Genomic DNA, 8,710 nt, shown 5'->3' on the forward strand with positions numbered 1-8,710 from the left:
GGAGTACGCCGCGGGGGCGGTGTCCGGGGAGTTGGCGGCGGACCTGGCGGAGTCCTGGCTGGACCTGCTGGCCACGCTGGAGGAGGACCCGGCGGCCTGGACGGCCCCGGTGGTGCCCGTCCGGCTGCCGGCGGCGCAGCGGGCGCTGCGGGCGCGGGTCAACGACACGGCGGCGCCGCTGCCCGGGGGCCTGTTGCAGGAGGCCGTGGCCCGCGCCGCCGAGCGGGACCCGGCGCACACCGCGCTCGTCTCGGGCGGACGCCGGGTGCCCTACGGCGAGCTGCTGAGCCGGGCCCGCCGGATCGGAAGGCGGCTGCGGGACCGGGGCGCGCGGCCGGGCGAGCCGGTCGCGGTGTGCATGGAGCGCGGCTGGGAGCAGCCGGTCGGGCTGCTGGGCGTGCTGGAGTCGGGCGCGCCGTGGATGCCGCTGGATCCGGGGCTGCCGGCGGAGCGCAGGGAGCGGCTGCTGGAGATGACCGGGGTGCGCCTGGTGCTCACCCAGCGGTCGGTGGCCGGCCGGTGGGAGTGGCCCGGGGGCGTCGAGGTGTTCGCGGTGGACGACGACGCGTGCTGGGCGGGCCTGGACGACGGGCCGCTGCCGGCGGCGCAGCGTCCCGGGGACCCGGCGTACGTGCTGTTCACCTCGGGGTCCACCGGCACCCCCAAGGGTGTGATGGTGCCGCACCGGGGTGCGCTGAACACGCTGACGCACGTCATCGAGCGGTACGAGGTGACGCCGCGGGACCGGGCCATCGGGCTGTCGGCGATGAGCTTCGACCTGTCGGTGTGGGACATGCTGGGCACGCTGTGCGCGGGCGCCACCCTGGTGCTGCCGGACGCGGGCACCGACCGGAACCCCGGCCACTGGCTGGAGCTGGTGCGCCGCGAGGGCGTGACGACCTGGCTGGGTGCCCCGGCGCTGTTCGAGCTGTTCTGCGAGCATGTGGAGCGGGATCCCGAGCCGTGGGTCTCCTCGCTGCGGCTGCTGGTGATGGGCGGCGACTGGATTCCGCTGTCGCTGCCCGAGCGGGCCCGGGACATCGCGCCCGGCGTCCGGTTCGTCGGGCTCGGCGGCAACACCGAGGCGTCGATCCTCTCCTGCACGTACGACGTGGCCGAGGTCGACCCCGCGTGGCCGAGCATCCCGTACGGCTCCCCGCTGCCGAACCAGACCCTGCACGTGCTGGACGCCGCGCTGCGGCCCAGGCCGGCCGGGGTGCCGGGGGACCTGTACATCGGCGGCGCGGGCCTGGCGCTGGGCTACTGGCGCGACCCGGACCGTACGGCCGAGGCGTTCGTGAGCCACCCGGGGACCGGCGAGCGGCTGTACCGCACCGGCGACCTGGGGCGCTTCCTGCCGGACGGCACCGTGGAGCTGCTGGGCCGCGCGGACTTCCAGGTGAAGCTGGACGGCCACCGGATCGAGCTGGGCGAGATCGAGACCGCGCTGCGCTCGTACCCGGCGGTCGACGCGGCCGCGGTGATCGTGCTGCCGCGCCAGGACGGCGAGCTGGGCAACCAGGCGCTCGCCGGGTACGTGACGGCCGCGGCCGGGGCCGTCCCCGGGGTGGAGGAGCTGCGCGGCCATCTCGCGGGGCTGCTGCCGCGCTATATGGTGCCCGCGCATCTGCTGGTCCTCGACGCGCTGCCGCTGACCGCGCACGGCAAGGTGGACCGGCAGGCGCTGCCCCGGCCGGGCGCGGCCGCCGCCCCGGCCGGCGCCGCCGCCGAGGCCGCGGCGCGCACCCCGCTGGAGACGCTGGTGGCAGAGCTGTGGTCGGAGCTGCTGGGCGTGGACCGGGTGGGGTCGCACGACACGTTCTTCGAGCTGGGCGGCAACTCGCTGCTCGGCGTGCGGGTGATGAACCGGCTGCGGGACCGGCTCGGCATGGAGCTGGACCCGCACAGCGTCTTCCGGCACCGTACGGTGGCCGAGCTGAGCCGGGCGATCGAGCGCGAGCGGGCCGCGGCCGGGGCGCCCGGCGAGGGCGCGGCGCTGCCGGTCGTGACCCCCCAGCCGGCGGCGGCCCACGAGCCGTTCCGGCTGACCGACCAGCAGCAGGCGTACTGCGTGGGCCGCACCGGGTCGCTGTCCTCCGGGAACGTCTCCGCGCACATGTATCTGGAGTTCGAGGGGGAGCGGCTGGACGTGCCGAGGTTCCGCGCCGCCTGGCAGCGGGTCGTGGACCGGCATCCGATGCTGCGCGCCGTGGTGCGGCCGGACACGATGACCCAGCGGGTGCTCCCGGATCCGCCGCCGTACGAGATGCCGGTGGTCGATCTGCGCGAGGCGGACGGGGACAAGGCGGCGCGCGGCCTCGCGGAGATCCGCGAGCGCTACTCGCACGAGGTGCGCCCGGTGGACGTCTGGCCGCTGTTCGACGTGGTGGTGGCCGAGCTGCCGGACGACAGGTTCCGGGTGCACTTCAGCATCGACGCGCTGTGCGCCGACTTCGCCAGCATCCGCGTCCTGTGGGACGACCTGTCGCTGTTCTACGCCGATCCGGACGCCGACCCGGCGCCGCCCGCCATGTCCTACCGGGACTACGTGCTGGCGACCGCTGACCTGAGCGGCACGGAGGCGCACCGGCGCTCGGCCGAGTACTGGGAGCGCCGGCTGCCCACCCTGGCGCCCGCGCCCCGGCTGCCCGTGCGGCGCGCCCCGGAGGCGCTGCAGCACCCCCGGTTCGTCCGCAGGTCGGCGCGGCTGACGGCCGGCCAGTGGCAGCGGATCACCGACCGGGCCGGCGCCGCCGGGCTGACCCCGGCCGGGCTGCTGCTCGCGGTGTACGCCGAGGCGCTGGCGCCCTGGGCCCAGGAGCCGCGCTTCACGCTCAACGTCACCAACCTCAACCGGCTCGGCGCGCACCCCGAGGTCGACGCAGCGGTCGGTGAGTTCGCCTCGTTCGCGCTGGTCGAGATCGACGCGGCGGCGCCCGGGGACTTCACCGGGCGGGCCCGGCGGGTGCAGGAGCAGCTGTGGAGCGACCTGAGCCACTCCTACGTGAGCGGGGTGCACCTGCTGCGCGAACTGATGCGGCTGCGCGGCGGGTTCGACGGCGCGCTGATGCCGGTGGTGTTCACCAGCGCGGTGCCGCTGGCCGGGGGCCGGGGCACGCTGCTGGACGGGCTGCTGCGGCAGACGGACGGCATCACGCAGACCCCGCAGGTGTGGATGGACCTGCTGACCGAGGTGCAGGACGACTGCCTGGTGGTCAACTGGGACGTCAACGAAGGGCTGTTCGAACCGGGGCTGGTGGACGCGGTGTTCGGCGTGCTGCGGTCGCTGCTGGAGCGGCTGGCCGACGACCCGGCCGCCTGGTCGGCGCCCGATCCCCTGCTTCCGGCGGCCCGGTCGGGCCCGGACGGTGCCGCGCTCGGTGACGGCGGCCACCGCCCGGTGCCGGACCGGCTGGTCCAGGACGCCTTCCTGGAGCAGGTGGCGGCCCGCCCCGACGCGGTCGCCGTGCTCGCCGAGGACCGGACCCTGACGTACGCGGACCTGCACCGCGAGGCGGGCCGGGTGGCCGCCTGGCTGCGCGCGCACGGCGCGGCCCCCGACCGGCCCGTCGGCATCGTGCTGGACAAGTCCTGGGAGCAGGTCGCCGCCGCCTACGGCGCGCTGTACGCGGGCGCCCCCTATCTGCCGCTGGACCCGGAGGCGTCCGCCGGGCGCGTCACGGGGCTGCTGGAGCAGTGCGGGGTGGAGCTGGTGCTCACCCGGCGGGAGCTGGCGCCGCTGACCGGCGGGCGGCGCGCCCTGCTGCTGGACGAGCTGCCCGCCGGCGCCCCGGCGGAGCAGGTGCCCAGATCGCCCGCCGGGCCGTCGGATCTGGCGTATGTGCTGTTCACCTCGGGGTCCTCGGGCCGGCCCAAGGGCGTGATGATCGAGCACCGGGGTGTGGTCAACGCGCTGCGGGAGACCGTCGAGGCGTTCGGGATCGGCCCGGCCGACCGGGCGCTGGCGCTGACCGCGCTGCACCACGACATGTCGGTGTTCGACCTGTTCGGGGTGCTGGGCGCGGGCGGCGCGCTGGTGGTGCCGCGCGCGGCCGAGCGCCGGGAGGCGGCGCACTGGGCGCGGCTGATGACCGAGCACGGGGTGACCGTGTGGAACTCGGTGCCCGCCATGATGGAGATGCTGGTGCAGCAGCCGGAGGCGGAGAGCGGCCCGTTGGCCGGGCTGCGGCTGGCGTTCCTGGGCGGCGACTGGCTCAGCACGGCCACGGTGCGCCGGCTCACGGAGCAGGCCGGGGTGCGGGTGGTGAGCGTGGGCGGCCCCACCGAGACGACGCTGTGGAACATCTGGCACCCGGTGGACGCGGCGGACCCCGAGCGGCGCAGCATCCCGTACGGAAAGCCCCTCGCCAACACCCGCTACCGGATCCTGGACGCGCGGCTGCGCGACCGCCCGGTGTGGGCGACCGGCGAGATGTACTGCTCCGGCGTGGGCGTGGCCCGGGGCTACTGGGACGACCCGGAGCGGACCGCCGCCGCCTTCGTGACCTGCCCGCGCACCGGCGAGCGGCTCTACCGCACCGGCGACCTGGGCCGCTTCCTGCCGGACGGCACCATCGAGTTCCTCGGCCGCGCCGACTTCCAGGTGCAGGTCAACGGCCACCGCATCGAGCCCGGCGAGGTGGAGGCCGCGCTGCTGGCGCACCCCGGGGTGGCGGCGGCCGTGGTGACCGGCCGGCGGCGGGCCGACGGGGCCGGGTACCGGGGCCTGGTCGGGTACGTCGTCCCGGCGGCCGGCGGGACCCAGCTCACCGACGCCGCGCTGGGCGCGCACCTGCGCGGGACGCTGCCGGAACACATGGTGCCCGCCGCGTTCGTGACGCTGGACGCGCTGCCGCTGAACGCCAACGGAAAGGTGGACAGGGCCGCGCTGCCCGAGCCGCTCCCGGCCGCCTCGCCGAACGCCGGGGAACCGCCGCGCACGGCGGTGGCCGAGGTGTGCGCCCAGGTGTGGGCGCGGGTGCTGGGCGTGGAGTCGGTCGGCGAGCGGGACAACTTCTTCGCGCTGGGCGGGGATTCGGTGCTCGCCACCCGGATCGTGACCCGGCTGCGGGAGGTGTTCGCCTCGGACGCGGTCTCGCTGCGCACGGTGTTCCTGTCGCCGACGGTGGCCGGGCTGGCCGCCGCCGTGGTCGCGGCGGAGGAGGAACCGGGGTGGGCCGAGGCGGTGGCGGCCGTCGAGTTGCGGGTGTCCCGGATGTCGCCGGAGGAGGTCGCCCGCGAGCTGTCGGCCCGCGGCGCCGGGTCGGCGACCGGGGCTCCGGCGTGAGCGGCGGCCCGGGGCGCCACCCCCGGCTGCACGAACTGGTCGCGCGGCGGGCTGCGGCGGCCCCGGACGCCGAGGCCGTGGTGGCGGGCCGGGAGCGGCTGAGCTACGCGGAGCTGGAGGAGGCGGCGGGGGCGCTGGCCGGGCGGCTGCGCCGGCTGGGCGCGGGCCCGGAGACGCTGGTCGGCGTCTGCCTGGGGCGTTCGCCGTGGCTGGTGGTGGCGATCCTCGGGGTGCTGAAGGCGGGTGCGGCCTACGTACCGGTCGATCCGGCGTTCCCCGCCGAGCGCGTGGAGTTCATGCTGCGCGACAGCGGGGCCGGTCTGCTGGTGACCGAGGAGGCGCTGCGCGCCAAGTGGGCCGGCCGGTCGGCCACCGTGGTCTCGCTGGACCGCGACTGGGACGTGATCGCCGCAGGCGAGCCGTGGACCGGCGAGCAGGAGCCCGGCGAGCAGGAGCCCGGCGAGCAGGGGCCCGGGAGCACCGAGCTGGCGTACGTGCTCTACACCTCGGGCTCCACCGGCCGCCCGAAGGGCGTCGCGGTGGAGCACCGCAGCGCGGCGGCGTTCCTGTCCTGGGCGCTGGAGCGGTTCACGGCACGGGAGCTGAGATACACCCTGGCCGCCACCTCGACCTGCTTCGACCTGTCGGTCTTCGAGCTGTTCGCGCCGCTGGCCGCGGGCGGCACGGTGGTGCTGGCCGAGACGGTCTTCCATCTGCCGGTGGCCGCCGCCGACCGGCCGGTGACGCTGGTGAACACGGTGCCCAGCCTGCTGCTGGACCTGCTGTCCTCCGAACCGCTGCCCCCGTCGGTGGTCACCGTCAACCTGGCCGGCGAGGCCCTGCCGGCGGCGCTGGTGCGCCAGGTGTACGCGACGGGCACGGTGGAGCGGGTGCACAACCTGTACGGGCCGTCCGAGGACACCACGTACTCGACCTGGGCGCTGGTCGGCCGGGACGCGGACAAGCCGCCGATCGGCCAGCCGGTCACCGGCACCACGGCGCATGTGCTGGACGCGCACGGCCTGCCGGTGCCGGACGGCGGCACCGGGGAGCTGTACCTGGGCGGCGCCGGGCTGGCCCGGGGGTATCTGGGGCGCCCGGCGCTGACGGCCGAGCGGTTCGTGCCCGACCCGTTCTCCGGCGTCCCCGGGGCCCGGCTCTACCGCACGGGCGACCTCGTCCGCCGGCTGCCCGGCGGCGAGCTGGACTATCTGGGGCGGGCCGACCAGCAGGTGAAGGTGCGCGGGCTGCGCATCGAACCCGGCGAAGTGGAGGGCGTGTTGATGGAGCATCCGGCGATCAGCAGGGCCGCCGTGCTGGCCCGGGGCGACGGCGCCGACGCGGCGGGGCTGGTGGGGTACGTGGTGTGCGCCGGGGACACCGACTTCGCCTCGGTGCGGCGGTTCCTGCGCGACCGCCTGCCGTCGTACATGGTGCCCGGCCGGTTCGTGCCGGTGCCGGCCATCCCGCTGACGGTGACCGGGAAGGTCGACGTCGGGGCGCTGCCCGCCCCGGCCTGACGGCCGCCCCGTGCTGACGCCCCCTCAGCCGCCGTCGCCCGGGCCCTCCGTACCGCGTGCCCGGGGCCCGCGTTTACCGTTCGCCAGCTCCTCAAAGTCTTGGAATACGAGTGCTACACTCACGGCCACCTTGCGTAGTAAGGTCACCCTTACCAGGAATGGCGGCGCCGGGTCGGAATTCCATCGGGAACGATTTTCACTGCCCCGCACGATCGGGTAGGGCCGCCGTACCCCCTCACCGGAAGAGGAATTCGTGAGCGCCACGGCAACCGCGACGAGTCGCCAGGCTCGAATGGTCCTGATTATTACCGTCGTTGCGTCGGCGCTATTGGTTATCGATATTACTATCGTTTCCGTAGCGTTACCGGAGATCCAGTCCGATCTCGGCGGCTCGCTGGCCGCCCTGCAGTGGGTCATCATCGGCTACACGGTCACCTTCGGCGCCTTCCAGCAGGCGGCGGGCTCGCTGTCCGACCGGCTGGGCCGCCGGTCCATGTTCATGAGCGGCATCACGCTGTTCACCCTGTCCTCACTGGCCTGCGGCATCGCGCCGAACGCCATCGCGCTGGACGCCGCGCGCTGTGTGCAGGGCATGGGCGCCGCCTTCGTCCTCGCCAACGCGATGCCGCTGCTCGCGCAGGTCTACGAGGGCCAGAGCCGCAACATGGCGATCGCCATCTGGGGCACCACGCTCGGCGCCTGCGGCGCCGTCGCACCGGTCATCGGCGGCCTGCTGGTCGACCTCGCCGACTGGCGCTACCTCTTCCTCATCAACGTGCCGATCGGCGTGGTCGCGCTGTTCCTGTGCCGCACCCGGCTGCCCGCCGACGGGGAGCGCAGCCCGCTCGGCGGCATCGACTGGACCGGGGTCGGCCTGCTCATCCTCACCCTGGGGCTGATCAACTTCGCCCTCACCAGGGGCGAGGACCAGGGCTGGGGCTCGGCCGCCACCCTGGTGCAGCTCGGCGCCGGCGCCCTGCTGCTGCTGGGCTTCCTGATGCTGGAGCTGCGGGTCCCGGCACCCACCCTGGACCTGGGGCTCTTCAAGATCCCCACGTTCGTGGCGGCCACCCTGATCGCCTTCGCCTCCCGCTTCGCGACCATCGGCGGCTCGGTCTACTACATCCTGTACTTCCAGAGTTCACGGGGTCTGAGCCCGCTGGAGACCGGCCTGATGATGATGGCCATCTTCGCCCCGCAGCTGGGCATGGGCCTGGTCGCGGGCAAGCTCCAGGCCAAGTACTCGCCCTCGCACATCATCGGTGCCGGCTTCGGTGTGCTGGCGCTCGGCGGCGCCGCCATGGCCTGGTCCTTCGACGTGGACCACACCATCTGGGCGGCGCTGCCCGGCCTGCTGCTGTGGGGCGTGGGCGGCGGTCTCGCGGGCGCCCCGTCCATGTCGCTCGCGGTCAACGTGGTGCCCAAGGAGCGCGCGGGCATGGCGTCCGGGGCGATCAACAGCCTGTTTATGTTCGGGGCCGGGATCGGCGCCGCGGTCTTCGGCGTGCTGTTCCGCAGCCGGATCGCGGACCGCGCCGGCAGCGAGCTGACCGCGGGCTCCATCGACCGGGACAAGGTGATCTCCGCCGCCGCCCAGGGCGACATCTCCCGGGCCCTCAAGCACGTGCCCCAGGACGTCAAGGGCCAGGTGCGGGGCACGCTGGAGTCCGCCATCGCCAACGGCGCCGCCTTCGTGATGCTGTGGGCCGCCGCGGTCTGCGTCGGCACCGCCGCCGTCGCCCTCACCCTCGTCCGCAAGAAGGACCTGCTCACCGGCGCCCCCGAGCCGGCCGAGAAGGAAAAGAACGAGGACAAGAACGACGACAAGGGCGACGACAAGGGCGACGACGACAAGGCGGACCCCGAACCGGTCTGATCCGGGACGGGCGGCTCCTGTCTCTTA

The 8,710-nt window shown here is 74.7% G+C and carries 3 protein-coding genes; all 3 read left to right on the forward strand.

Annotated elements, in window-relative coordinates; translation table 11 throughout:
• Positions 1–19 precede the first annotated feature (19 nt).
• The 3 genes from G5C65_RS25285 (at position 20) to G5C65_RS25295 (ending at position 8,683) form a co-directional block, all read left to right on the forward strand.
• On the forward strand, positions 20–5,287 hold the full coding sequence (locus G5C65_RS25285; RefSeq protein ID WP_338146647.1) for an amino acid adenylation domain-containing protein: 5,268 nt from the start codon (positions 20–22) through the stop codon (positions 5,285–5,287).
• Positions 5,284–6,807 (forward strand): amino acid adenylation domain-containing protein, encoded by a 1,524-nt coding sequence (locus tag G5C65_RS25290; RefSeq protein ID WP_165301235.1) that lies wholly within the window; start codon positions 5,284–5,286, stop codon positions 6,805–6,807. Before G5C65_RS25285 ends, G5C65_RS25290 begins: the two co-directional genes overlap by 4 nt.
• Positions 6,808–7,099: 292 nt before the next feature.
• On the forward strand, positions 7,100–8,683 hold the full coding sequence (locus G5C65_RS25295; protein ID WP_165301236.1) for an MFS transporter: 1,584 nt from the start codon (positions 7,100–7,102) through the stop codon (positions 8,681–8,683).
• Positions 8,684–8,710: the final 27 nt, after the last annotated feature.

It is taken from the genome of Streptomyces boncukensis (genome assembly GCF_011045075.1).
Classification (GTDB): Bacteria; Actinomycetota; Actinomycetes; order Streptomycetales; family Streptomycetaceae; genus Streptomyces; species Streptomyces boncukensis.

What these genes read in the sequence shown, in the direction of transcription:
- G5C65_RS25295 (WP_165301236.1), top strand. Translation starts at nt 7,100, where the DNA reads ATGGTCCTGATTATTACCGTCGTTGCGTCGGCGCTATTGGTTATCGAT.